At 60.2% G+C, this 25037-nt stretch carries 17 protein-coding genes; 3 read left to right on the forward strand and 14 right to left on the reverse strand.

The annotated features are described in order from the left end of the window. Positions 1-211: 211 nt before the first annotated feature. Positions 212-1036 carry a MinD/ParA family protein gene (locus DKB71_RS19700; protein WP_408596803.1) on the reverse strand — a complete coding sequence of 275 codons (825 nt, stop codon included), beginning with the start codon at positions 1034-1036 and terminating at the stop codon, positions 212-214. Positions 1037-1213: 177 nt separating this feature from the next. Between DKB71_RS19700 and DKB71_RS19705 the strand changes: the two genes are divergently transcribed. Together DKB71_RS19705 and DKB71_RS19710 are read left to right on the forward strand one after the other, a co-directional pair. Further along, positions 1214-3073: an ABC transporter ATP-binding protein gene (locus DKB71_RS19705; protein ID WP_408596805.1), complete on the forward strand. Its 1860-nt coding sequence runs from the start codon at positions 1214-1216 to the stop codon at positions 3071-3073. Between the two features lie 254 nt (positions 3074-3327). Further along, positions 3328-4785: a sensor histidine kinase gene (locus tag DKB71_RS19710; RefSeq protein ID WP_408596808.1), complete on the forward strand. Its 1458-nt coding sequence runs from the start codon at positions 3328-3330 to the stop codon at positions 4783-4785. A gap of 20 nt (positions 4786-4805) precedes the next feature. Here the strand turns inward: DKB71_RS19710 and DKB71_RS19715 are convergent, their stop codons facing one another. The 11 genes from DKB71_RS19715 to DKB71_RS19765 all read right to left on the reverse strand — a co-directional run bounded on the left by DKB71_RS19715 (position 4806) and on the right by DKB71_RS19765 (position 21286). Continuing rightward, positions 4806-6482, reverse strand: coding sequence for a hypothetical protein (locus DKB71_RS19715; protein WP_408596810.1), 1677 nt, complete (start codon positions 6480-6482; stop codon positions 4806-4808). A 33-nt stretch (positions 6483-6515) separates the two neighbouring features. Continuing rightward, positions 6516-7007, reverse strand: a complete 492-nt coding sequence (locus DKB71_RS19720; RefSeq protein WP_274075882.1) for a hypothetical protein — start codon at positions 7005-7007, stop codon at positions 6516-6518. 10 nt (positions 7008-7017) lie between these two features. Beyond that, positions 7018-7740, reverse strand: a complete 723-nt coding sequence (locus tag DKB71_RS19725) for a hypothetical protein (RefSeq protein ID WP_408596812.1) — start codon at positions 7738-7740, stop codon at positions 7018-7020. Next, positions 7737-9227 carry a formylglycine-generating enzyme family protein gene (locus DKB71_RS19730; protein WP_408601135.1) on the reverse strand — a complete coding sequence of 497 codons (1491 nt, stop codon included), beginning with the start codon at positions 9225-9227 and terminating at the stop codon, positions 7737-7739. Before DKB71_RS19730 ends, DKB71_RS19725 begins: the two co-directional genes overlap by 4 nt. An 88-nt stretch (positions 9228-9315) precedes the next feature. Beyond that, positions 9316-10545: an ABC transporter permease gene (locus DKB71_RS19735; RefSeq protein ID WP_274075880.1), complete on the reverse strand. Its 1230-nt coding sequence runs from the start codon at positions 10543-10545 to the stop codon at positions 9316-9318. Further along, entirely contained in the window at positions 10532-11245 is a 714-nt protein-coding gene (locus DKB71_RS19740) for an ATP-binding cassette domain-containing protein (RefSeq protein ID WP_323626135.1), read from the reverse strand. The genes DKB71_RS19735 and DKB71_RS19740 overlap by 14 nt, the downstream gene beginning before the upstream one ends. Before the next feature lie 13 nt (positions 11246-11258). Continuing rightward, entirely contained in the window at positions 11259-13208 is a 1950-nt protein-coding gene (locus DKB71_RS19745; protein ID WP_408601136.1) for a vWA domain-containing protein, read from the reverse strand. Between the two features lie 59 nt (positions 13209-13267). Beyond that, entirely contained in the window at positions 13268-14206 is a 939-nt protein-coding gene (locus DKB71_RS19750; RefSeq protein WP_408596815.1) for a hypothetical protein, read from the reverse strand. 2 nt (positions 14207-14208) lie between these two features. After that, positions 14209-16908 carry a putative virulence factor gene (locus DKB71_RS19755; RefSeq protein WP_408596817.1) on the reverse strand — a complete coding sequence of 900 codons (2700 nt, stop codon included), beginning with the start codon at positions 16906-16908 and terminating at the stop codon, positions 14209-14211. After that, a complete protein-coding gene (locus DKB71_RS19760) occupies positions 16905-19883 on the reverse strand; it encodes a virulence factor SrfB (protein ID WP_408596819.1) in 2979 nt (992 codons plus the stop codon). The genes DKB71_RS19755 and DKB71_RS19760 overlap by 4 nt, the downstream gene beginning before the upstream one ends. A 17-nt stretch (positions 19884-19900) precedes the next feature. Continuing rightward, positions 19901-21286 (reverse strand): SrfA family protein, encoded by a 1386-nt coding sequence (locus DKB71_RS19765; RefSeq protein ID WP_408596821.1) that lies wholly within the window; start codon positions 21284-21286, stop codon positions 19901-19903. 420 nt (positions 21287-21706) lie between these two features. Here DKB71_RS19765 and DKB71_RS19770 point away from each other — a divergent pair, with 420 nt between their 5' ends. Continuing rightward, complete coding sequence (locus tag DKB71_RS19770) at positions 21707-22267, forward strand: hypothetical protein (RefSeq protein WP_406592691.1); 561 nt, start codon at positions 21707-21709, stop codon at positions 22265-22267. 296 nt (positions 22268-22563) lie between these two features. Here the strand turns inward: DKB71_RS19770 and DKB71_RS19775 are convergent, their stop codons facing one another. Together DKB71_RS19775 and DKB71_RS19780 are read right to left on the reverse strand one after the other, a co-directional pair. Continuing rightward, on the reverse strand, positions 22564-23967 hold the full coding sequence (locus DKB71_RS19775) for a DHA2 family efflux MFS transporter permease subunit (protein ID WP_408596823.1): 1404 nt from the start codon (positions 23965-23967) through the stop codon (positions 22564-22566). 87 nt (positions 23968-24054) lie between these two features. Continuing rightward, the gene (locus DKB71_RS19780; RefSeq protein WP_274078027.1) at positions 24055-24963 is read right to left on the reverse strand and encodes a LysR family transcriptional regulator; all 909 of its coding nucleotides are present in this window, start codon (positions 24961-24963) and stop codon (positions 24055-24057) included. Between the last annotated feature and the right edge of the window lie 74 nt (positions 24964-25037).

Raw genomic sequence — 25037 nt, forward strand, 5'->3', positions numbered from 1 at the left:
CTATGATCGTTGTCATCGTTGTTGCTTCGCTGTATGGGTGGTACTGCCACCTGCGAGATGACGAAGACGACTTACATTACTAGCCTGAAAATCCCGACAAGGCTGCGACAGCGCGAAAACGCAGCGCAAAAACGGGACGGATTATTTCCAGAAAAAATAAATCCAGAAAAATACATCTATCCCTTTTCTCTACTCCATCTCTTGCGGCTCTTTACGGCTTTCTCGAATGTTCGACAAGTCGCTCGACGAAGAACTCCATATGCCCTCCAGGGGAATCCGGTAAAGGCCAAGCGTCAACCTTCAAAGCGATTTCCTGAAATGCCTGGGCGCACTTCGAGTGCGGAAATTGTTCGTAGACCGCTCGCTGCTTGCGCACCGCCCTACGCGCATATTCATCGTATGGCACCATTCCCACATACCGCAGGGAAACGTCGAGGAAGTGATCGGTGACCTTGGCCAGTTTGGCGAACAGGGCGCGACCCTCCTGAGGGCTACGCGCCATATTGACCAGCACCCGGAAGCGGACTAAGCCGTAATCACGATTGAGCAGTTTGATCAGTGCGTAGGCATCGGTGATCGAAGCCGGTTCGTCGCAGACCACCAACAGGACTTCGTGGGCCGCCCGGACGAGACTGATCACCGACGCGCCGATGCCTGCAGCCGTGTCAATGACCAGCACATCGAGACTGTCCCCGATTTCACTGAAGGCCTGGATCAGGCCTGCGTGCTGGGCCGCAGACAAATGAGCCATGCTCTGGATGCCTGAAGCCGCGGGGGCGATTCGTACCCCGCCCGGACCCTGCACAAGCACATCGGACAGCTCACAGCGACCTTCGATCAAATCGGCAAGCGTGTACTGACGGGAAAGCCCCAACAGCGTATCGATATTGGCCAAGCCAAGATCGCCATCAAGCAATACCACTCGCCTTCCAAGTTTCGCCAGCGCCAACGAAAGATTCACCGCCACAGTCGTCTTGCCGACGCCGCCCTTTGCGCCGGTCACGGCAATAACCTGCACAGAATGCACACCATCCATGTTTATTGATTCCCTTCCATGTGGAACGCTTGCGAGTAGTCGCTAACTATTACCTTATACCAATGGTAACTGATTAGTGCAGAGGCATAGCCCCTAGCCATATTACTCAACCTGCAAACCCGCAAAGCAACCATTAAATGGCAGAATCCCCTCACGCTGACCAATTCGGAGACCACAATGCTTCGCGTGTTTGAACAAAGGCTCGACCCATTTCCCCCCGACGAAGCTCCACCACCGCCTGTCGGCCTGATGCGGTTCCTGTGGGCCTGCATGCGAGGCGCCCGCGGTTATGTCCTTTTGCTTGCGCTGCTCAGTGCCAGTGTGTCGATCTACGAAGCCTGGCTGTTTTCCTTTCTTGGGCAGGTCGTGGACCTGCTCTCGACATGGCAGGCCGGTGGCGATGCGAACGGGCAGGAAAGTCGAGTGCTGTGGGGGATCGCGATTGTATTGCTCACCAGCATCGGGCTGGTGGCGCTGCGCACCATGGTGCAGCACCAGATATTGGCGATCAATCTGCCGCTACGCCTGCGCTGGGACTTCCATCGGCTGATGCTGCGTCAAAGCCTCTCATTCTTTTCCGATGAATTCTCAGGCCGGGTCACGACCAAGGTGATGCAGACGGCATTGGCCGTGCGCGAAGTCCTGTTCACCCTCATCGAAATCGCCCCCGGCATCGGCGTTTACTTCATTGCGATCATCGCACTGGCCGGCGGCTTCGCCCTGAAACTCATGCTGCCTTTTATTGCCTGGGTCGCGTTGTTCGGGCTGGCCATGCTGTACTTCGTGCCTCGCCTGGGGCAAGTCGGGCAGGAACAGGCCCATGCGCGATCGTCAATGACGGGGCGTATTTCCGACGCCTACACCAATATCACCACAGTGAAACTGTTCTCCCACTCCAATCGTGAAGCGCATTTTGCGCGCGCGGCGATGGAGGATTTCAAGCAAACCGGCTTTCGCCAGATGCGCCTGGTCAGCCAGTTCGAGATCGTCAACCAGGCGTTGGTGGTGGCGTTGATCATGGCAGCAGGCGGCTATGCCCTGTGGCTATGGCACCAGGGTGAGGTCGGTGCAGGTGCCGTGGCGGCAATCACGGCCATGGCGTTGCGTATCAATGGCATGTCGCACTGGATCATGTGGCAAATGACTTCGCTGTTCGAAAACATCGGCACCGTGCAGGATGGCATGGCCACCCTGACCCGGGGCCCCAAGGTGCAGGACGCGCCGAACGCCAGCGTGCTGGTGCCCTCTGGCGGCGCGGTAACCTTTGACAAGGTGAGCTTCAACTACAACGGTGAACGCCAGGTGCTCGACGGCTTGAGCCTGAACATCCGCCCAGGCGAAAAGATCGGCCTGGTGGGTCGTTCTGGTGCGGGCAAATCGACGCTGATCAACCTGCTGCTGCGTTTCTATGACGTAGACAGCGGCGAGATTCGCATCGACGGGCAAAACATCGCCCAGGTGACCCAGGACAGTCTGCGCAGCGCCATCGGCATGGTCACTCAGGACACATCCCTGTTGCACCGCTCCATTCGCGACAACATCGCCTACGGTCGACCGGACGCCACCGACGCGCAGGTCCGCAGCGCCGCGGCCAATGCCCAGGCCGACGGTTTCATCAGCCAACTGAGCGATCGGCAAGGCCATAGCGGCTATGACACCCTGGTGGGCGAGCGCGGCATCAAGCTCTCGGGCGGCCAGCGCCAACGCATCGCCATCGCCCGGGTGATGCTCAAGAACGCTCCGATCCTGTTACTCGACGAGGCCACCAGCGCCCTGGACTCCGAAGTCGAAGTCGCCATCCAGGAAAGCCTCGATGAAATGATGCAGGGCAAGACCGTCATCGCCATCGCCCATCGGCTGTCGACGATTGCAGCCATGGATCGGCTGATTGTCATGGATGAGGGACGCATCATCGAACAAGGCACCCACGCTCAACTGCTGGAAAGAAACGGCACCTACGCGCGGCTCTGGCAGCATCAGAGTGGTGGTTTTCTGGGTGAGGACCAGGGGATGGCCGAGGCGATGGATCAGGCGTGAGCGTGAACGCCTCCTGAGCAATCGCTATCCCAAACGCAGGGGAAATCCCCCCGAACATGGGTTGTGAAACCCGCTTGGTGCCTGGCGTTTTTCCTGGCGAAATGATTGCAAGGCGCACCACCAAGCGCGGCGTTGCACAGGTGTTGGGCATGTCATCCGGACAAATCATTGGCATGGATAGTGCTGCTCCTGCAGGGCTTGGTTGAGTGGTTGAAGTTGCTGGAACTTCCACAGCATACCCAGGAGTACGCCCTATGCCGGCAATCGACGTATTGCATAAACGCTTTCACCGTAGAACGGCTGACGCGATTGCACCCACTCGACAATTCAATCTCCTGCGCTGGTTTTCGATCGCCAGTTTCCTGCTCATCAGCGTCATAGCGTTTGGGTTGGGTTCTTTTTCGACAAACTTCCTGGTCGCGGAAAGTCTTGAACGCGATGCCCTGATGTCGGCGCAGTTCATCCAGACCATTGCAAAAGGCGAGATACGTCATCGCGGGCTGGCGGCCATGCAGATCGAGGAAGGCCGGCCATTCGTTCAACATGAGAGGACGTCACAAGAAACCAGGCAGAGCAGCCAGGCTGTCAGCTCCGAGCTCGTGGATTATCTATCGCGTCTGCCAAACTCGCTCCTGATCTCCATTTACTCTCCCCTTGGAACCGTCATCTGGTCCACCAACCCGAAGTTGGTTGGGCAAGTATTCTTGAATGACGAGCTGGAAGAGGCATTCAACTCTAAAGAACGTATATCCACTCGATACAGTAAGGTTGATGCAGGCCGCAGCGAGCAGAAATTCCTGCACCCGCCGAAAAAGTTCTTCATCGAGAGTTACATCCCTCTCGCCGATGGCCAGGGCAACATTCTGGCGGTGGTTGAAATTTACCGGGAGCCCTTCGACCTGATTGAACGCCTCAATCGCGGGCACTGGATAATCTGGCTGACCACGATGGGCGGCCTGCTGCTTTATTTCGCGATTTACCGGATTGCTCGACGAACCTCGGTTCAATTGGCCTCGCAAGAGGAACAAGTCGTTGCCAACAAGACCTACGTTGGCTTGGGTGAAATGTCCACCGCCGTCGCCCACAGCCTTCGTAATCCACTGGCCTGCATCCGTTCCAGCGCAGAGTTGGCGAAAGACATGGAAGGCCAGCCTGCAAAGAAGCAGATCGAAGACATTGTCGGCCAGGTGGATCGGATGTCGCGCTGGGTGCAGGAATTACTGCTGTGCCTGGGCCCGATCCGCGGCGAGGCAGAACGGGTGGATCCGATGCCGATGCTACAGGCCACACTCGACAGTTTCAGCGCACAACTGCGTCATGCAAAAATCCAGGTCGAGTTCAAGAATGAGCCCTCGCCCTGGATAATCAGTCATCCGCTTTTGCTTTCGCAGATTTTCAATAGCGTCATTGCCAATGCCATAGAAGCGATGCCGACAGCAGGAAAACTGACCATCCAGACGAGCGTGGATGAAGCCCGACAGTGGCTGAACCTCACCATTGGCGACACCGGGGGTGGCTCTGCACGACAACAGCAAATGATGGCCTACAAGTCTTTCTACACCACCCGACACGGCAGGCTGGGTATAGGGTTCATCATGGTCAAGCAGATCATGGAAAGCTTCGGCGGCGAAGCGAGTCTGACCATCCAGGAAAAACAGGGCACATCCGTGCACTTGAGGTTCAGGGTTCTGGACAGGAGAACGCTCTGCTGAAGCGTTGTCCCTAGCTCCCGTCAACGCTTGCAATGCTCGGGGACCATGACGTCTTGAGCTGCGCGCGTGGTCATCGAGGACAACTCGTTGACGTTATTGGCCGTGAAGACCTTGCCGCCAGTCAGCTGCGCCAGGCAGTTACCCGCGCCGGTGCCGAGAATGTCGATCACATTGATCTTCAAGTGGGGTTTGCTGCGGGCCAGGGCGCGTGCCACGGTACAAGGGTCGCGGCCGCAGCTTTCGACGCCATCGGAGACGACCAGCATCACCGACTCACGATTGACGCCATCGAGCATCTGCCCGGCCTTGGCGATGCCATCCGCCAGAGGCGTGCTCTTGACGGGTTGAATGGCCGCAATGCGCGACAGCAAATTGCCGCGCTGCCCCGGGGAGAAGTAACCCACGCTCGTGGCCTGTGGGCAGTCCTCGACCAGCACCAGGCCGACATTGATGTCACTGGACAGTTGCCGCACGACGGCGCTGGTGGCCTGCTTGGCTGCCGTGATGCGCTTGGGCTCACGCACCACATACTCCCGGGCCCTGGTGTCTGACGTCCCGGTCATCATCCGGGCGAACCTGTCCATCTTCTCCTCCATACCGGCTCTTTCGAGATCTTCATCGGTGGCCAGCAGGCTGATGTCCATCGACCCGGATGCATCGAAGACAATCAACAATTCCGGGGCCAGTTCCTTGGGGCGTTGATCCGGACAGAGATTCTTGGCATTGGTGATCATCTGCTCTTTGCAGTGACGCTGGAGCTGCTCGGTAACCCGGGTCTTCAGGGCCGGGTTGCTCTTGAGCAGCGGCTCCTGGGTCAACATGCCCTGCAAGGTGGTGCAGTTGCTGCCGGCCGCATCAACACGCTTGGCCAGTGCCTCGACTGGATCAGGTTTAGGCGGTGGTACTGGCTTGGGTGGCGGTGGCGGCGGTGCTGGCGGCGGCGCAGGCTTGGGCTCCGGTTGAGGCTCAGGCACCGGTTGAGGCGCAGGCGCAGGCTCAGGCTCAGGCTCAGGTTCAGGTTTAGCCACTGGTTCAGGTTCTGGTTCAGGCGCCGGTGGCACTTGCCTGGGCTCCTCGACTTGAGGAGGCACCACGGGCGGCGGCACTTCCACCGGCTTCTCGCGGCAGAACAGCCACCACCAGAGCGCTGCCAGGAGCGCGAGCAAAAGCAGCAGCAATAATGCCCAGAGCCACCAACGACGGGGCGGCCGCCCCTCAACCGCGGCGCTCTCCTGCGCGCCCGCACCCTCTACAGCCGCGACGGACCGCCCTGGGATGATCGCTGGCGGTGGCTGTCCACCGCCCCAGAAGGTCAGCACCGGTTGCCCGTTCAGGCTGAAGAGGTTGCTGTCGGCCGGGTAGCGAGCGGCCTGGCGCAACAGGCTTGCCTGCCGCTGGCCATCTGCGCCCTGCCCTTCGAGCTGCGTTGCCAGACGCTCCACCGCTGCAAGACGTTCACCGAGCAGATGGCGAACCTCGGCCGCCTCCCTGGCCGGCAACTGGGTGAAAGGCAAAGGCTGCCCACCCAGGTCGCTGTACCACTCGATGACGTCCCCTTCAACCGCTTTGGGTTTGGCAAACAGGGTCGCCGTGCTCGGCGGCAAGTGGCGTTTCAGAATGCCGATCAGTTCCTCGTGGCCGGCCAGTACATCGGCGGCACTCTGGTTTTGTGTGGACTGACGAGCGATTCGTTTCATGTTCGAGTGATTCCTGCCTTGGCTTCAGGGTACTCAACGCAATCCCAGGCCGCTTTCCAGATCGGCCACGTTGTCGCGCAAACGCTGCAACTCATACTGCTTCTGCATCACGGCTTTTTCGTCAGAGTCGTTGACCTTGGCCATGTCCTTTTCCAGTTGGCTGATCTGCGCCTGGACGCGCTGGTTGCCCTTGGACTTCTCGTTGAGCCTGGCGAGCAAGGCTTTCAGCGAGCGGTTCAGCTCGTCGTTGGCCCGTTGCTGCTGGCCAAGCTCGCTGCTGACGCTGGCGCGCTCTTTTTCGATGGCCGCGTAAACGTTGCGGAACAACCGATTGGCCTCCTGTTCATCGAGCAGAACCTTCTCTTTCTCGGTGACTCGCTGTGCATAGACGCCTTGCACGTTGCAACCGAACTTGGTGTTGAAGCTGGCGTCTGCATTGTTCGGGTCACAATCGGCAGCAGTGACCGCGCACCCACCCAGGCCGATCAGGCCGGAAGCCAGCGTGCAACGAATGAGTGCGTGCATGGCTCGATCCTCAGCCCAATCGAATGGAGGAACGCTGCCGGGACAGCTGGTCGATTTCGTTCTGCAAGGCAGTAATCTGCTGCTGCATGTTGTTGATTTCCGCGTTCAGGGCATCCATTCGTGCACCCGAGCCATGCTGGGAAACCGCCACCTTCTGCCACTCCTGGTGCTTGGCCTGGGCATTGGCCAGTTTGTCCTTGAGGAAGGCGGTGTTGGAATCGATTTCGGCCAGCTGTTGCTGGGCTCTGCTGCGCTGCTGCTGATTGGCTGTGTTGGCCTTTTTTATCTGGGCAATCTTTTGCTTGTCGTCGTTGATCACGCTGCGGGCAGATTGCGTGAGGGCGCGCAACTCCTGGTTGTCCTTGCGTACGTCGGCGGTCATGGCATCCAGACGCTGTTCGTCATTGGCGTATCGGGTGCGAAGGTAATCCAGATAGTAATTGGCGCCCATGCCGACGCCGCACATGACAGCGGCCGAGATCAGCATGCATTGGGTCTGGTTGCTCGGGTTGCCCAACATGCAACCGAGGATTCCGACCCCTGCCCCCCCCGCGCAAGCCTGCCACCCCGAGGTGCTGAAGAATTCCGCTGAGCGGCTGTTGGCTATGCGCGGATCCACCGGTGCCTGGCTATCGGAATACATCGACCCCGAACCCTGGCAGCCCGCCAGGTTCAGGAAGCAAACCAGCAGGAGGCCTGTCAGAACGCGTTGACGAGTGGGTGCCGGGTTCATGTTTTTGCTCCTTCGGTCGGGATGGATTTGCACTTCTCGAGCCAGAGACTGCGGGCGACCTTGCCACTCTGCATGTAGCCTTGCAGGTGGTTCCAGTAGGTGTCGAGGTAAGTGCGCAGGTTGTTCTTGCCGCGCGCGGCCATTTGCTGGGCCACCACACCCACCTGCGGCTCTACCGTCGCCTGACTGTAGTTGAGGGCACCGTTGACGACCGTATCGGCGTAGTAGTTTTGCAGGAAGTCGAGCACTTTACCCTGCTCATCAAGCCGCTTGCGACGGGTAGGACAGGTCGACTTGTCCAGGGTGCTCTGCGCTGCGCAAGTCATCTTGAAGAGCTTCTCGTTCAAGTCGAGAAGCTCTGCATCATCCTTCATCTTGGTGCAAAGAAATGTCCCCAGTTGCAGCTCCGAACGGATCGCGTGGTCGCGCTGCTCGTCACGTGCCAGGGTGTTGGCGCGCAGATCACTGCGCAGCTGTTCCAGCTGCAACTTGAGCGCATTGTCTTCGACGCCGGCGGCGATGCTGGTGATCTCCTTGACCGGATCCTTGCTGGCCGACTGCTGCCCCTCGGAACTGGCGGTTTCAGGCCGGACACCCAGGGTTTTCCAATCGCTTTCTATCTGTTTGACCCGTTCGAGTGAAGTCAGCGTGGGGGCCACCAGGGCGAGGCGAAAACCACTGGTCTTGAAGCGACTCTGCTCACTGCCAGTATTGCTGTAATACGGCTGCTCATGGCGCATCGACGTGCGCAGATCCGCCTGGGGCGTCAGGTAGCTGCCGCCGCGCAGAATGAAGCCGCCGGCCTGGCCGTGCTGGCGGTTCAGCTTGTTCAGGTGAAAAGGTTCGAAGGTCATTTCCTCGACGTTGCCGAGCATGTCGTGCAACCCGACCGGGTTGGGCTTGAGCAGGCCACCGAGCTGGAGCTTGCCATTGGCCGATTGTGATCCGGCGAACCAGGCATAAGCGTTCAACCCCTCTGGCGTGGGAAAGCGCATGTCACGGAACTCGGCCGCCGACACGGCAATGCCGCCGCGCGCGGCAAACTCCCATTCGACTTCCGTTGGCAGACGCAGGAAGCCGGCGACGTCATCTTCCTTGGGCAAGGCCTTCGCAGCGTTCTTGCGTAACCACAGCGTGTACTTGTCGGCGAAATGGGTGGCATCGAACCAGCTCACCCCCGTCTGCGGCAGGCGCAACATGAGCGCAGGTACCGGGCAATTATCGCCCATCACGGCCTGGTACTGCAGTTGGCTCAGCTCATACTTGGCCAGCAGGTAATAACGGGTCGACTTCGCGGTATTGTCGGTGAAACTGCCGGCAATCTGGGTGGGTCGGGCCTGCTCCAGGTAGCCCCACTCGTCACTGTCCTGCCCCAGCGTGATGGAGTAGTCGTCCAGCGGCCCTTTTGCCGCCGGCACGTTGATTTTGCGAAAGACCATGGACCCGTCGCACGGCATGGGCAGGACCACGTCCTGTTCCTGCGGCATGGGGTTGAAGTACTCGGCCTCCCAGGCCGCCTGCGCGTCCAGGCTGCCCAAGGCCAGCAGGCAACCCAGCGCAGCGAGCCAATAACGCTCAAATGTCGCGCAGACTTTCGGACGGTTGGATCTGTATCGCACGAAGCACTCCTATGCCCGCGACAAGCACCGCGAGCAGCAAGGCACTGACAAAAGCCAGCAGCACATGAATATTTTCCAATCGGCAGGCGAACTCATCCTTTGCCATATCGACTCCCAGCGCGTGGTTGAATACCGCGCTTCCCGCCAGGTAGGCGCCATAGCCCAAAATGAAGGCCAGGCATGTCAGCAGCGCAGCCTGGATCATCACAAAAGCGCCCACCCCTGCCCGGCGAAAGCCCAGCAGTCGCAACAACGCCAGGCCCTTGCGCTTGCGGTCGATGTTGGCCAGGAAGGCGCCGGCCAGCGACGCCGTGCACCCCATGACCGCTGTCCATGCGATGACGGAGAAGATCAGGCCCAGCACCCGGGTAATGGCCTTGACCGATTCGATTTCATGAACGCTGTTTTTGCTCTCGATATTGCGCTGCTGCAACCATTGGGCGATACCGGCGACCTCGTCCAGCCCCTTGGCATAGATCCGTGCACTGGAGTAGAACTCACGGGGCAACGCCGGCCCGTTGCCCGTCTCCAGGCCAAACAACGGCGACAGGTCGCCATCACGAAGGCTCTCGATAGCTTCGAGCAGTTCCAGGGTGACCAGTACCCCAGGCCGCGGGAAAGCCCCTTCGGCGAGGATGCCGCTGACGTTCACTTCCAGTTGCCCGGTTTCCTCTTGGTCATGGAGCTTTCGCTGCACGAGCAGGTGAATGCGCTCGCCGGTGCCGACCCCGAGTTTGCGCGCCGCGCTGGCACTCAGCACGACCTGGTCGAAGGCCTGGGGCGCTGCCAGTTCGCCCAACAGGGGATCGCCGTTGGCGCTGGGAATCACCTCTGCGCCCGAAACGAAATGCACAGGGTCAAGGAAAAGGTCGGCCACGGTATTCAGCGAGCGGGTCAGCGGCAGGTTGAAGCCGACCCCCGGTAGCCCATTCAGTTGTTGGAACCACTGCCGATCAAGCTTGTAGTTGCCGAGCACTTGAACTTGCAGGTTGCTCGGGTCGCGGAGCAACTTGTCACGCAGTTGCGTCACTACCCCGTATTTGAGCCCGAACAGCAGCAGCAACGGCGCGATCACGGCCACGAGGGAGGCGACGATGCACAGGGAAACATTGCGGTCGTGCCAAAGATCACGCGCCGCCAGCTCCAGCAGCAGCCGCCGTCGGCCGCGTGTTTCAGGCGCTCTCATGGAACACCGTGCCAGCACAGTCGGCGTCGGTAGTCGGACGGCCGACGATATTTCGTACGCCACAGTCGCGCACCAGGTCCCAATCGTGGGTCACCAATAACGCGGCTATCTGGAAGCGCTGGACAAGCTCGAGAATCAACTCGAACAGCTTGCGCGCCTGGATCGGGTCGAGTGCTGCCGTGGGCTCATCGGCCAGCAGCAACGCCGGTTGGTGGGCGATGGCGCGCACGAACGACACGCGCTGCCGCTCGCCTATGGACAGCTGGGCCGGCCACTTTCGCAACAAATGGCTCAATCCAAGGCGTTCAATGGCGGTCTCGACCAATTCGCTTTCGCGCGGCAGCCCAAGCATGCGCCGCGGCAGGTCGATGTTCTGCCGCACACGCAGAAACGGTAACAGCCCTCCGGTCTGGAGCACAAAGCCCAGGCGTTGGGCGCGAATGTCGGCCAGGAGACCATGGCGATCCTCGCGCAACAACCGGGCGATATCCAGTGGCTGTTCGGTGGCCAGACGATAGGTGCCGAGCCGCTCAGGGCGCAGGACCAGGCCAATCATCTCCAGCAAGGTGCTCTTGCCACTGCCGCTGGCACCCGTGATCGCTGCGATCTCGCCCCTGTGCAAGGCCAGCCGCGGCAAGCTGATCATCAGGCTGTCGGCGCCCACGCCACGCTTGATACCCAGGTCCTCGATCAGCAGCATGGTCTCGCTCCATTCAGGGCAGCGCGTCCAGCGGCACCGGGTAGACGTGCTCGCTGGGGTCGCTGCCTTCTGCCAGTGACACCCAGCGATCAACATCCGCGTTATAGCGCTGGTAGAGCTTGAGTTTGGTGTTCAGGCGCCGGATGAGTTCCTGTTGCTGCGTACCGGTCATGCGCTTCCACTCATCTTCATCCAGGCTCAGCACCTCGCTCGGATAGGGCACCCCGTCCAGGTATTCCCCCATCAGGCCCAACTGGCCGAGCGTTGGCGAATCGCCCTTGGCCAATTGGTTGGGGTCACGCCCCATGGTCGCGGCCACTGAACGCAAGCGGTCGAACATATCGGCCGGCGAGATCAGCCCCTCGTTGGCCGCATCGGCAATACGGCGGACCACGTCACTCAAATCGCTGAGCTGGGCCTTGGTCAGCAGGACGCGAACCTCCGTGGTCGGCACCTGCTGCTCAAGGAGATCGCGATCACTGATCCAGGCCTGGAATACCGGAGGCACGCTTGCCCCCGTTTTCTCGCCCAGGTAGGCCAGGCGCATGGCATGTCCCAGCAATGCGGCGTCGGCCAGCATGCTGTCATCGGCTGGCTGGCCCGCGACCGCTTTGGTGGGCACCGGCGTTGCCTTGCCGTAATCGGCATCCGCGCCCAGGGCACTGCCGGCGGCCATGTCGCCACGGTAGGCGGCCTTGACCTGATCGGTGATAGCACTCGCCAGGTCGTCGATCCTGGCACCGAAATGGCTGACATCGCCGGCGTCGACGGGGTAGTAGAGGGGTTTATTGAGGTAGGGGTTGAGTGCCAGATCAGTGTATTGGGCCTGGGCGGAGTCGTGATTCTTGACCCCACTCGGGGTTTTCAGGTGCAGCGTGTAAATGGCCACCCCTCTATGTTTGGCTTCCAGGCGCACCTGGTCGGCGTCGAGCCCGGTGCCCGATAACTCGTCGCCCCCGGAAAGCGCCCCCGCGTCGCTGATAAGGACGATATAGCGGGCGCCGAACTCGTTCCAGGCGACCTGGTCCAGGGCCTGCATCACACCTGCATAGGCATCTTCGTCGAACCGGCTGCTGGAAACCCTGGCCGGTTTCAACGCCGCGACCCTGCCGAGAAAATCGCTGCCGCCCTTCACGGTTGAAGGGTCGACATACATTTTGCTGACATACTCAAGGCCCGGCACCGCCTTGATACTGGAGCGGTAGGCAACCAGGCCGAACTTGACTCGATCGAGCAGTTGCTCCTGTTCAACGCGTTGGTAGATCTTCGTCACCGCTTCCCGGGTGCGATCGATGTAAGGGCCCATCGATTTGGTCGAGTCGATGACAAAGACCACTGCGGCAGAAAAGCCTTTGAGCATATTGGCTTCGTTCTTCGCGTCGGGCTTCTCGGCATCTTGTGCTTTTGCCGGAGCACTGACCGAGGCGATGTTCAGCACCCGTAGCCTGTAGCCCTTCTTCGTCATGACTTCCTGCGCCTCGATCACCGGCAACAGATAGAAGTTTTTCGCCGGATCGACGTAGTAGTCAGGCTCGCGGGCGATCACCTTGGGATCGCGTCCCGAGCTTTTCATGTTGGCGCGAATGGGCTTGAGCAATGCGCTCGCGTCCGCCGCGGTAACCATCTGATCGAGGGTTTTGCGCTCGCGAAAAAACAGCAGGGGTTCTCGATCGGCCGGGTTGGTCAGGACCAGGGTCATCTGCATCTTCCATTCGACCGAACAGGCCTTGTCGATCCAGCCGATACTCTTGCCGAGGCTGTCGGGGCCGACCCGCAGCCATTGCTTGTCACGCTGATAAACGTAGAACCGGGTAAAGGTGGGGACAGCCTTCCCCGTGCTCGCGCCGGTGCTCTCGCGCAGCTGGCAACCGGGCGTGGTCAGCACGCGCTGGTAGAGCGTTTTCTTGCCTTCCTGCAGCAGGGGTTTTTCCTCGGCGGCCAACGGGGTGGCGAAAGCGCCCATCAGCAGCAACCCAAGCCAGGCCAACCCATGCAGGCACGTACTCGTTCTGGTGTGTTCCATCATTTTTTTCGCAACTCTTCCAGACGCTGTTTGACTTCGAGGTTCTTACCATCCCTGGACTCCACGATCTCGTACCAGTAGGCCGCGGTTTCCGCATCGGCTTCCTTGATGCAACCGCCGGGGGTGAATGTTTTCGGATCGAGCTCGCGCGCATAAGCCAACGCGACGTCGGCATCGCCGGCCTGGCCCTGATAGGCATACAACCGCGTGGCCAATTCACAGCGGCCGGCTTCTTTGGCGCGGGCAATGACCTCCAGCACTTGTTCACTGCTCGGTTTGGTTTTCAGGCAGGCCTGGATGAACGCCATGTCATCGCTGCTTTGCTTGAGGACCTCGCTACTGCACTGGGCCAGATGTTCTGGAGCCTGCGTCGCAGTGAAAGGCCAATAGAAGTACCCGACCAATACGGCCGCAAACACTCCGCAAGCAGCAAGCACTGCCCATGGCCACCAAGGCCTGGGTGGCTTGGGCTCTTCGCGCGGTTCGTCCCGTAGCGCAATAATCTCTTCCGGCTCCTGATCGTCCTTGAGCGGAACCTTCTCGGGCAGGTGAATGACAGGCTTGTCCCGACTCTCCCCACCTTGAGGGTTTCCAGCGGCGAGCGAAGAAAGGATGGTTCCGGAGATACGCAGTACGCCCTTGTCGCTGACGACACCATCGCGCAACTGCACCTCGTAGGTCATCCGGTGATCAAGCAACAAGGGATCGACCAGCCAGGGCCCTACTTCACCGGTCAGCGTATCCTTGGCAAACGCCAGCCCCTGGAGGGCATGCCAGACAGGGGTACTGCTCCACGTCCCATCGGAGTCAAGGTAACGACCATCCTGGCTGCGCCGGACAGTGACCTCCAAAGCGGTCTCGCCGCCCTTCCAGCCAGGCACGCTCAACTCGCCCCGGCCGGGTTGTCCGCTGGCTGCGGCCTTGAGCGTGATGATCATGGCTAGACCGCCCTGGCCGCTGCGAAGGTCGCGATGATCCGCCCCAGTGACTCGTTCTGCTGCGGCGTGATCTCCCTCCCTGCGCTATGACCGGCGTTGTCCGTAGCGATGGTGGCCAGTGCCACCAGCCAATCACCCACATAGCCGCGGGTATGCTCCAACGGTTGGGGCAGCAACTTCGGCAACTGGCCCGCAGCGATTCTCTCGGGCGGCTGGAACAGTTTTGCCCCCGGGTTCGCGCGGCTCTGCGGTCGTTGTTCCAGTTCCATATCGATAAAGCCCAGCCAACCGATGAAGTCCGCCAGGATCATTTTTGCCGTCAGCACCTGACGACTGACCAGCTGTTCGCGCTTGCTGCCCACCTGTTCGGTGCGCACGATGGCTTGCAGCAGACGCTGCTGCAGGTTGAGGCGAGTCGCACCCGTGATGATTTCATCCACCAGGGCTTCGATCGCAGGCTTGGCCAATCCCAGGTAGGTCATCAGGCGCACGTCCTCGGGAATGTGGCGCAGATGACCGATCCACTCACGCAAGACCGCCTGGGCGAAACGCGAGTCGCTGCCACTGGAGCGCACAACCGTGTCAGCCGGTGCCGCCGGCACTTGCGGTTCATCGAAGAGGTCGAAGCCATCGTCGCCGCCCAGGTCGGCGCCCAGTTTTACCGCGCTGCCAACACCCTCGGCGGCGGGTACGCCGGGATCCTCCTCACCCGCCCGCAGGTACAGGCCACGCAGTTTGTCATCCGCCAGTTGCATGCGCTGGAGCAGCTCGCCCAGAAGTGCCCGACGCGGCCATATAGCCTCGGAAATCTGTTTGGCGATGCCACGTTTTTTCTCCAGCTCACCCGCGCCTTCAGCCTGGTACCAGCGCCCCAGGCGCGTCTCCAGCTGGTGCAGTACGTCGTCCATTTGCTCGCGGATGCGCACCAGCTTCGTTTCGCGCAGCGCTACCAGTCGCAGGTAGGCGCTGATGCGCCCAATGCCTCCATCGTTCAAGGCCAGCATGGCATCCCAGGCGACGCCGGCATCACGCACATGCTGACGCACCGTCTGGTCTTCACTGAAGGTTTGCCGCATCAATTTCAAGTGATCATCCAACGCACCGTTGATGCCGACTTCCTGCCCGTCCTTCAGGTCAAGAAAGGCCACTTTCATCCGCGGCTTGCGCACCAGAAAGGTATTGTCGAACGCATTCCCGGCCGCCCACTCCTGAAGCCAGGCGTACTGGCCAAAGCGCTCCAGCATGGTCATTTTCATCATGCCGCCACTGCCCCAGCCAATGCGCAGCAGATCCTCGCCTGTGTCCAGGTCATTGGCGATGCGTATGTCGAACATGGTGATGGCCCAGAGCAGACCGTTCTTGCGCCGGGCACGCTCTTGCGGTGTTGCACCCTGGGTCTTGTCGATCCATCTGCTGAGCACCGGACCGACGCTGGTGACATCCGACTGTTTGTTTGAGGGCGTGCATACGACCAGCACGTTCATTTCCTGGCTGTCCGTATAACGCTCGAACAGATAGGCCACCTTGCCACGCAAAATCAATTGGGCTACCGGGCTGGCTTTATCACGGCCCAATGCGCGTCGCACATCGTCGAGGGATTCAATGTTGAGGCGACCGCGATAGCCGGGGAAATCGAGCAGGTCGACCTCCTCGAACAACGGCTCGCTGGTGGGCTCGGCCAGCGGGAAAACCATCTCTGCGGTCAGTGTCGCCAGTTGCGCCAATGACAGTTCGACTTCTGCGTGCAACACGCCATCGCGCCATGGGCGGACTTTGATTCGCAAGTCGGTGGGTGTACCGAGGCGCTCCAGCATGTCCACGTTCATGATGCTGTCGGCCTGGGACAACCCGCCCTGCGCTGTAGGGCGCACCAAGGCTTCAGCGGGCGCATAGACCCGATCCGGGTTGCCCAGACTGGCTAACGCCCGGGCGAATTCCAGGTAAGCCGCACTCAACTCGGCCAGCTCACCCCAGAAAATCGCGAACAACCTGACGCGATCCTCGACTCGCAGATAGGGTGCAAGCTCCACCGCCACGGGCCAGTAGTAGCCATTGAGTACGGCGAGGGAGCCAGGAAAACTGCTATGCAGATAGTCCCACAACGAGACGACGTCGTCCTCGCTCATACCAGGCACCACCCGCTCCTGGCGTCGCTTGCCCAACTCCTTGAGCAACTGCAATACGGCCGTTTCGTTGATGCGGTACTGCACCTTTTCCGTGTCGAAATCATTGAAGTAAGCGTTGGCCAGGACCTTGGCCAGCTCGACCTCGGCGAACAGCTTGAGCTCCAGCGGGAAGTCGTCCGGGCCCGGTTTGGCCGTGCGACTGAAGCGGGTCACCAGCCCCGTCGCTTCCTTGCCGGAGCCGGGTGGGTTGACATGTGTGAGGAAGTCCAGCCGTTGGCCGCCCAGGTCGGTCTCCAGCATGCCATTGGTACCCGCAGCCAGGGTCGAGATCAGGTAGGACTTGCCCGCTTGCGACAGGCCAAAAAAACCCACCGTCATGGGGCGCTCAGAGGCCGCGCCCAGGCTCGTTGCGCTGTTGCGTATCCGGCGCAGGCTCAGGATCAGATCGTCGGCCTCGTTGTCCAGCCTCGGGGCACTACGGCGTACTTCGCTGATCCAGTTGATCGCGTCACCGGCGCCGGCGTGGATTGCAGCCCAATCCCGGGCCAGGTGTTGGGGTGAGATACGAGTGGTCATTTGCGGTACACACTCCCACTGTCGAGCCAATATTGGGATTCGCCCAACCCCGCATCAGACAGGGTATTGAGCTTCAGGCGCAGGTGACTGCGACTGATCGCGCCCTGGGTCGACTCGGCGCCGACGAACTCGAAACTCTCGCTGCCTTCGGCCGGGTTACGTGACCGGGTGATGCCCAGGCGCACTTTGAGCACCAGCCCCTTGGCAGCCACGTCCTCGCGCAAACGTGGGTTATCGATGCTGAGTATGTACAGCGGCGCAGCCGACCAGCGTTCACTGTCGAGCTGGCGAAAGCCCAGGCGCATGGTGCCGCGCATGTCAAAGGCGGTATCGGGGAGACTGTAGTCCGGATCGTCCAGGTTGATCCCGGACAAATAGATGTTGCTGTCCTTGATGACGTTGTTGTTGTCGATCAACCCCAGGTACTTGAGCGTCGAGTACGGTTTGAAGGCCGCCGCCCGGAAAAAGAAATTAGGCAGCCGCATGCCGCGACTCAACAGGCAGAGCATGGCGCCCACCGCCGCGGTGGTCTTGGGATCGTCGATACAGTCCTGTTTGTTGAACGGATACCAGCCACCGGTTCGGTACTGGTTCAATGGCAGGATGCGGCCCGGCGGCAGCGGCAGCAGCTTGCGAAACAGCGCCTGGATGCCTGGCAATCGCGACGGACGTCCCGTCAGCAGGAGAACATCGCAAGGGTAGCTATAGACGATTTCGCAGAGTGCCTGGATGCTCTTGCCGATGTTCATCCGGTCGCCGATGAAAGCTTCATGGATACGCCTCAAGCTGACATTGAGCGGGATTTGCAGCAGGTCGAAGCCCCCCGCCCCGTTACCCAGCTGCCGGCGCACCGCCGCACTGAAATAATCCAGCACATCCGCGGTGGGTTGCTCGTTGCCAAGCAGCTCGCCGAACGTAGCGCTGACCAGACTGCTCGGCTCCAGCGGGTCATAGTGTTCATAGGCCTTGAGCAGACACAAGCCGATGGGGCTGAACACTTGCAGGGTCAACTGCTGGCGCAAGACGGCTTCCTGTACGGTCAGCGGTTCACTGCCGATCAGCTTGGAAAGGAGCGGTTCGGGCTTCTCGACCCCGGCCTTGAGCAAGGCGTCGTTCACCGCAGGCAGCACGAACAGGCGGATCACGTCCAGCAGGATGTCGTCGCCCGCGATCTTGAAGCCATCGCGAAAACACTGTTCGGGCTTGATGTAGACGTTGTCGCCTTTACCGTCGTCGAGGCTGTAGTCGGTGATCACCAGGTCCGTGGTACCACCGCCAATGTCGATCGAGGCGATGGTCAAACGGCTCTTGTCGGCCTTGTCGGGCCGCGACATCGTGGCGAAGAACTCCTCGGGGCGACCGGCGAAATTGTTTTGCGTCTCATTGAACAGGTAGACCACCTGGCCGCAAGTGGCCTCATCCCACTGGACGTGCACCTCGGGCAGCCAGGGCCATGCCGTTTCACGGCTCTTCGGGTCCTTGATGTTGATCGACTCGTCCTCGGGATGCCAGCCGAGGCTTTTCCAGACCAGGCCGATGGCCTGCTCCATGCATTTCGAGAATATCTCCCGCTCGGGCTTGGGCATCGACGGCGGGATGGTGAGGATGATCGAGCGCAGGTGTCGTGGCACCCTGGAGTGGCTCATGCGCGAACGCTGCGAAGGGCTGTTGATCTGCATCAGCGCCTGCCCCAGCACCTCCGACAGCATGAAGGTCATCAACGAGCTGCGTGAGTAGTGTGGATGGAAGACCGGCATGCGATCTTCGACGGGCAGGTTATAGAGCGCCTGGCCGATCTCGTTGATGAGCCCGGCCACGGGCGCGGCAGTCGCATGGGGCTCGGTCTCAGTCTTCACAAAGGCGCAATTGAAGCGCCAGCCCGGCTCGTAGAGGTCTTGATCCCACAGGTAACGCTTGGGACTGGACAAGCCTGTCGAACCCTCGGTGCCCCGTCGACGGCTGGCCAAACGACCCGCCTCGCGGCCGACACGCACAATGGAGGGCCAGCGAAAGGCTTCGCTGCGACCGCTCTGGACCGAGAAATGATCCTTGCCGAAAACCGCTTGAGAGAACTCAACGCGGCTCTCGAACGGCTCTGGATAGACCTGTTCCGGCTGGGTCAGGTCGCGCAATTCAAGCTCGTAGCGTTTGCTCAGGCCGTCGCTCTCCTGGGGGTGATCCTCGATCAGGATGCCGCATGTCCGTGAATTGCCCACGTCCAGCACCATGTCCACGGGAATGGCCTTTTGCATGTCGCTGTCACGGTTGGACACCACCTTGATCTCGGGTACTCGCAGCAGGGTCCCCAGCAGATGCAGGAGGTTGAGGTAGTGCGCCTGGTGGTAGAACTCGCGGCACTGCTCTTCGATGTCATCCAGTTGCATGCGAATCGGCGGGTTCTGCGCCTGTTCGGTAAACACCTCGCGCAACCAGCCGTCGACCCAGCGAAGGTCGAGGAACCATCCCATCTCGTCAGCCCGATGGGCCAAGGCGAACGTGGCCCCCACCTTGACGTCACTCTGAGTCGGCGCCAGGTAGGTGGTATCGCTGCGACTGACCAGGACGCTGGTATCGAAAGCAAAGCAGATACGGTGGGTGTTGCCGTCCTGATCAGGGTCCTTGAGTTCGACGATACGCACCCGTGCCCAGTTCGAAGGGCCGTCGTCAAACCGCCGCGGTGGACTGAAGCGCAAGAACGGCAGCGGCAGCCAGTTGCCCTTGAGCAATCGCAACGATTGATCGATGGCGACACTGTAATCAGGACTGACCGCACGCCCGGGAAGCGCCGGGTGAAAGTAGCTGTCGCTGCGCTCGTCCAGCAGCAGGCGAGCCATCGGGCCATTCTCGCTCTGACGGGCGAACTCGCCAGGCATTTCATGACGCAGGTCGAGCTTGAGCGCGAAATCCAGGAACTGGATGCCGCTTCCCATGATCAGGGTGATTCTTTCTTCATAATCGGTCGTGTCTGGAAACATAGTGCTGTTCTTCCGCGCTATTGGCTGCCCTGTTTCATCGACATCGGGAACTGCTGGCTCCCGTAGTTACCTGTGCATTGCGCCACCGTTTTCGCCCCCGGCGCACACTTGACGTCGGGCATCGTGTAACTGCTGCCATCCTTGCAAGTGGCCACGCCCTGGTTATTGATCGCCAGGTTGCCACCCTTCATCGAGGCCTGGGCCTTGCCAACGCATTCGACGCCATTACTGGTGCGCACCCGTACTTCGCCGGCGCCATTCTTGAAGTCGTACTCCAACTGTAGCGGGCGCCCGGTACTGGCATCCTGGATACCGGCACCGGCCTTCCAGGTGCCATTGAGAAAATCGGTCGAACCGTTGGCTTGTGCCCCGGCAGGGATGGCCAAGGGTGCGGCATCGGCCCCGCTCTTCTGGCCCGCTTGCTGCGGTGCCGACGGTACGGATTCTGGCTGGGCCGGAGTTGGGGTTTGCTCGGGTGGCGAGGCAGTCGAATCGGCAGGGAGTACCGGTGAACCGGGAACCTGCGGCGCCAACGGATCACTCGCCGGTAACCCGGCATCGGCAGGAAGCGTTTTTTCGACCTCGGCGGCGGTGTTTTCCGCCGCACTCCCCGCTCCTCCTTGCACGCCATTGACGCCGACGGTACCCACAGTCCCGGTCGCCGCGCCCTGCACGACATGAGTTTCAATCGGCACGGGTTGAACCTGTGGCGGCGGCAATCCAGGCAAGTCGACTTGAGAAAGGTTCAAGGGCAACTGTACTGACGGAAAACAGGAGCGCATCAGGAACAGCAGTGCCAACAGCAGAAGCACAGGCAGCAACAGCCAGAGCCAGCGCCACCAAGGTTTTGTTACACCCTTGCTGTCGATCGGCACTTCATGCTTGGGCGTTTCCATACCAGGATCGCGAACCAAGTTCGGAGCGGGCCGCAAGCCGGACAAAGGATCCCGCTCACGGTTGCCCTCTGGATCAGTGAAGCCCCAGAACGTCACCACGGGCCGGCCATCGACCAGGTAGACATGATCGTTGGCGGGGAAATGCACGGTTTTTTCCAACAACCGTCCAAAGACCTGATTCTCCCGGCTCTGCGACGCTGCACGCATCAACTCGCTGGCTGAACGCAGTTGAGCGTGCAAACGCTCCAAACGGGAATAGGCCGAGTCCCGCTCTTCACTGACCGCAGCAGACCAAGGCACCACATCACCCTCGAAAGGCGCATACCAGTCGATGCGATCGCCGCTTTCATTTTTCTGCGGAATGGCCAGGCAGTCGGCGGCCTCACGCCCGATTTTCAACCGGATGGCTTCACGCAACTGCAAGGCAGCGCTATGCACCGGCTGACCTTCGACCCCCAACACGTTGAATTCTTGCAGACTACCGGAACGAAGCAGTGCGCCGTGCATGTGCGGTATACCTTTTCAAGCGGGCTGTAAAATCGCCGACACTCTCAGGCGTTGTATACGTATACAGGTCTGCGCAAAATCGAGGCTGATCGACGTGCAAAGCCAACATGACAGGACAGAGAATCAATCCAGCCTTGTGTGACTCAAACCCCCAGGAAATCATTTCGCGCTGGTTGATAGCATTCGTCCGCCCCTGAAAAATAACCCCGCTCTCAGACTGGCGCCGACATCCACGTTCACTATCAGACATGAGCGTAGACCAAAGTGCTCGCCCTTGCGCATGTCCCTGTCAGGACCCCAAGCGGCTGTTTCCGACCACCATCCCACCTGAAAGCCCCCGTCTTGCGGCGCCTCCCGCCGGTATGGCCACCCCGCAGCCATCGTCTACGCTTGCCAGATCATGGGTGTTCAGGAGCGATCATGAGCAACTTCCCTATCGTTGCCACGGTACTCTCGATGATATTGGGGCTGTCCGTGACGCGCCTGCTTCTGGGGGCGTTGACGGTGTTCCGCATCCGTCGTGTGGCCAAGCCTGATTGGGTTGCGCTGGTCTGGGCGGCAATGCTTTTCGCCACACAGCTGGATTTCTGGTGGGCCGTCAACGCGCTGCCCGAGATAAAAGGGACATTCTCGTTTCTTGAGTTTCTATTGCTCGTTTTGTTGGCGTTATCGCTTTTTGTATCTGCCGCATTATTGCTGCCAAGCCGAAGCGAGGACGAGCAACAGGGTCTTCGTGTCTACTTTGAACAGGATGGCCGCTACGCCCTCCTGTCACTGTCGACTTATCTTTTCCTCGGGCTCGTCGTGAACGTCGTTTTATTCCGGGCATCGCCGATAGCGCTTTGGGGCGCCCTGGATGTCATCATGATCGTGCTTCCTGTCTGCGCGTTTTATGCAAAATCGCGCAAAGCGTATTCGATAATCACCCTGATTTATGTGCCCATTACCGCGGTTGATTTTGCGATATCGCTTTCAGCCTGAACTGTGCGAGCCTGCTGGCGATGACGGTGTGTCAGGCGAGGGAGATGCTGGCTGTGCCGGCCTCATCGCTGGCAAGCCAGCTCCACAGGTTTATTGGGTGTTGCCGGGATTTGTGTCTGGCGGTGATCCCCTTGTAGGAGCTGGCTTGCCAGCGAAGGCGGTTTTTCAGGCGAGGAAGATGTTGGATGTGCCGGCGTCATCGCTGGCAAGCCAGCTCCTACAGGTTTATTGGGTGTTGCCGGGATTTGTGTCTGGGGGGTGATCCCCTGCTCGCTCCCGCACAAATCCGCCATTGACTAATCCTTGGCCCGAGCACGCTGCAACACCGACTCGCCCGCCTGTGGCGGCAGTCGCAGATTGTCCAGCAAGGCGATGGCCGCAATCACCGCCACACACAGGAACGCCAACTGAAAGTCGCCCGTCTCGGCGTGCCCTGGCGTGCCATGGATGTTCATCGCCAGGCGTAGCAGCAGCGCGCCGATGGCCACGCCCATCGCCATGCTCAACTGGAAGAACATGCTGAACAAGGTCGAAGCGTCGCTCATCTGTTCCTTCGGGATTTCGGCAAAGGCCAGTGTGTTGAACACGGTGAACTGCATGGAGCGTGACAGGCCGCCGACGAACAGGATGAACAGGATCAGCGCCGGGCTCATGCGCTCATCCAGCAAGGCACAGGCCGCTATCGCCAGGACGCCCAGGATGCCGTTGACCATCAGCACCGGACGAAATCCCCAACGCTGCATCACCCAGGTGGTGAAGGGTTTCATCGCCAGGTTGCCGGCAAATACCGCCAATACCAGCAGCCCCGCATCGAACGCGGAAAGACCGAACGCCAGTTGAAACATCAGCGGCAGGAGAAACGGCAAGGTGCTGATGGCGATCCGGAAAATCGAGCCGCCGCACAGGCAGACGTTGAAGGTACGAATACCGGTTACCCCCAGCGCCAAAAGTGGGTGCGCATGCCGACGCATATGTCGCCAGGCAACAACACCGAGCACCGCACCGGCACCACTCAGCGCCAGCCCTTGCAACAGATCGTCCTGGCTTTGCCCGAGCATCTCAACGCCATACAACAAGGCAGCACTGGCGATGCCCACCAGCAGGAATCCACTGAAATCGAACGCCCTGGCACTGGCGTCGTCCCGTTTGGGCAGCAGGACCAGCGCGACAATCAGGGCCAGCACACCCAAGGGTAGATTGAGGTAAAAAATCCACGGCCAGGAAGCATGTGTGACGATGAAGCCGCCCACCGGAGGACCGAGTACCGGAGCCACCAGGCCGGGCCAGGTAATGAACGAGATCGCACGCACCAGGTCTTTTTTCTCGGTGGTACGCAGCACCGCCAGACGCCCCACCGGTACCATCATCGCGCCGCTCATACCCTGCAGTACACGCGCGGCGACAAAGGTTTCCAGGCTATTGCTCAACCCGCACATCAACGAGGACAGGGTGAACAACACGATCGCCGAACAGAATACCCAGCGCGTACCAAAGCGATCGGCCAACCAGCCGCTGATGGGAATAAACACCGCCACCGCGAGCATGTAGGCGCTCATGCCAATGTTAAGGTCCACCGGCGCGACGCCAAAGGTCCTGGCCATGTCGGGCAACGCCGTAGCGATCACCGTGGCGTCGAGGTTCTCCATGAAGAACGTGACGGCTACCAGCAGAGCAATCCATGTTGAGCGGCGTTGAGACATTGGTCATTCCAGTTCGGCCAGGTCATTGCTCGACACTGTACAACAGACAGGGCGCTGAACCTCCTGCTACAGCACCCGAGGCTGGGCTCACATACCTACTTTCCAGGGATGCTGGCGCCACTTGTCCTGGAAGAACTCGATGAACACCCGGATGCGTGGGCTGAGGTGTTTTCTGTCTGAATACAGCAGATAAATCGGTTCAATGATGCCCGACTTGAATTCCTCCAGCAGTGGCACCAGTGTGCCGGCCTTGACGTCGAGCCCAACGTGGTAATCGGCAAGCTTGACCACACCGGCCCCCGACAGGGCCATGTCCCGTAGAAGATCACCTTGGGTGAAAGACGCGCTCGGCGTCACGGGCACCGAAACCCCCTCTCCATCCTGAACAAACGACCACTTGTTCCACGGGCTGACAAAGCTGAAGTTAAAGCATCTGTGGTTCAAAAGATCCGCTGGAACAGCGGGTACACCCTTCTCGGCCAAATAGTCGGGCGAGGCGCAAATCAGCCATTCACACTCCCCGATCCGCTTGGCAACACGTGAAGAACTGGGCAGCACTCCGCTGTGGATAGCGATATCGAGCCCTTGTTCAAAATGGTCGACAAACTGCGCGCCCAACTGAATTTCAACATCGAGCGATGGATACAGATCCAGGAACTCGGGAAGCCAGGGCACTATCTGATGCTTGGCAAAAGAGGTCATGGTATGGATTCGCAGCGTCCCACTCACCCTTGAGGGTAAACCTTCAGCCAGGGAGTCCGCCTCGTTCATGGCTTCGACGACCGCCTTGGCACTGCGCAGGTAAGCAGCCCCCTCCTCCGTCAACGTCAGAACGCGTGAGCCTCTCTGGAAAAGCCGGACCTGCAACCGGTCTTCCAGCCGGGAGATCAACTTGCTCACTGCTGACGGGGTAATTTTGTGAACCCGGGCAGCCGCCGAGAAGCTGCCACATTCGGTAGACCAGATAAACGCGAGTAGCTGAGAGTAATTGTCCATCCCTTATCCTAACGTAAATCAAGCCGATTCATGCGCCTTGGACGGCCAAGAAAAAACGCGCCGAAGCGCGCTTT

It is taken from the genome of Pseudomonas sp. PLMAX (assembly GCF_046042685.1).
In the GTDB taxonomy this organism is placed as follows: Bacteria; Pseudomonadota; Gammaproteobacteria; order Pseudomonadales; family Pseudomonadaceae; genus Aquipseudomonas; species Aquipseudomonas putida_AE.